This window comes from Deinococcus sp. Leaf326 (genome assembly GCF_001424185.1).
Classification (GTDB): Bacteria; Deinococcota; Deinococci; order Deinococcales; family Deinococcaceae; genus Deinococcus.
In genome coordinates this window covers 1-1367 of record NZ_LMOM01000105.1, presented here as the reverse complement: position 1 = coordinate 1367, position 1367 = coordinate 1, and the positions used below count along the sequence as shown (strand labels likewise).

Annotated in this window: 1 protein-coding gene; it reads right to left on the bottom strand. The window is 59.8% G+C overall.

Annotated elements, in window-relative coordinates:
- A partial coding sequence (locus tag ASF71_RS22180; RefSeq protein WP_235514702.1) for an MBL fold metallo-hydrolase occupies positions 1-717 on the bottom strand: 717 nt, incomplete at its 3' end.
- Positions 718-1367: the final 650 nt, after the last annotated feature.

The window sequence follows — 1367 nt, the reverse complement described above, 5'->3', positions numbered from 1 at the left end:
GGACTTCCGGCGATTCTGCAAGGCCTGCGGAAGAAGGGGCAGCAGTTCCTCGTACGTCTGCGTCATCTGCCGGGTCAGGCCATCGAGGTACAGGGGCACACTGGGCAGCAGGCCACTGGCCATGCTTGTCTGGAGGATCTGTGTGATCTCCTGCGCCCGCCCGAGCGCGAACGACGGGATCAGCACCTTTCCCCCGCCCCGAAGCGTCTCGCCGATTGCGGCGACGAAGGTCCGCACTTGTTCCTTGCGGGAGGGAAGCAGGGTGTCGCCGTAGGTGCTCTCGGAGACCACCGCGTCGACGGGCGTGACCTGTTCGGGCAGCCACGCGGCATTGACCACCGGCGTATCGACGTTGCTGACGTCCCCGGTGTGGAAGACGCTGCGGCCACCGCTCTCGATCATGACGCTCGCGGCGCCCAAGAGGTGCCCACTCGGGAACAGCGTGAAGGCGAAGCCGTGATCGCTAACCCGGTCGAAGTACGGCAGGGGCTGGAAGCGCTCGAGCGTGCGCTTGAGTTCCCCCGGAGTGAACATCGGGAAGCCCTGCTCGGTACTGACCTTGAGGGTATCCGCCAGCACCAGGCCGGCAATGCGGGCCGTGGCCTCGGTGCAGTAGATCTGTAGGTCCGGGAAACGCCGAATGACCACGGGCAGCCCGGCGACGTGGTCGAGGTGCGCGTGGGTGAGCACCATCGCCGTCGGGGGATGCTCCCCCAAGATCTCCAGCTTCGGGAGGGAGGGCTGCCTCACCGACCTGTCCGGGCCGAAGCCCGGCGTCGATCAGCAAGTTGCCTTCCTTCAGAAGATAGAGATAGGAACTTGCCCCAACTTCGTCCGTTCCGCCCAGACCAATGAACTGCATAGTAATAGTATAGATGCGGGCACTACTGATTACAGTATGTCGTCTTCGTGAAGTCAGCAGTAGAGATTGAGTTAGAAATGTATCAATCAATGACTAAGTCTGTAAGTATTATTTCTCTGCAGATAAGACGGGAAGAGGGGTATTTGTAACGGTCATAGCAGTCCGTGTGTCTCCATCGTAAAAGTCAAGAGATCACGCTTAGTAACACGCATCCCTTTTTCGCACTGTGCTAGACCGTCCGTTTCTGTTGGACGACCGCGTCAGTATGCTGTGAGAGCTCGATCTCTACCCTGCGTCCTACACCGATGTCCAGGGCGTCCGCAGGCCTGACATCTTCTCAAGTCAGGAGTGCTGTATGTCCCCTTCCTCAAGCGAACAGGCCCGACTCGATGCTCTCCACCGCTACCAGATCCTTCACACACCTCCTGAAGAGGCGTTCGAACGCCTGACCCGACTTGCCGCTCGCACGTTCAGTGTCCCCATCTCATTGATTACGCTGGTCGAT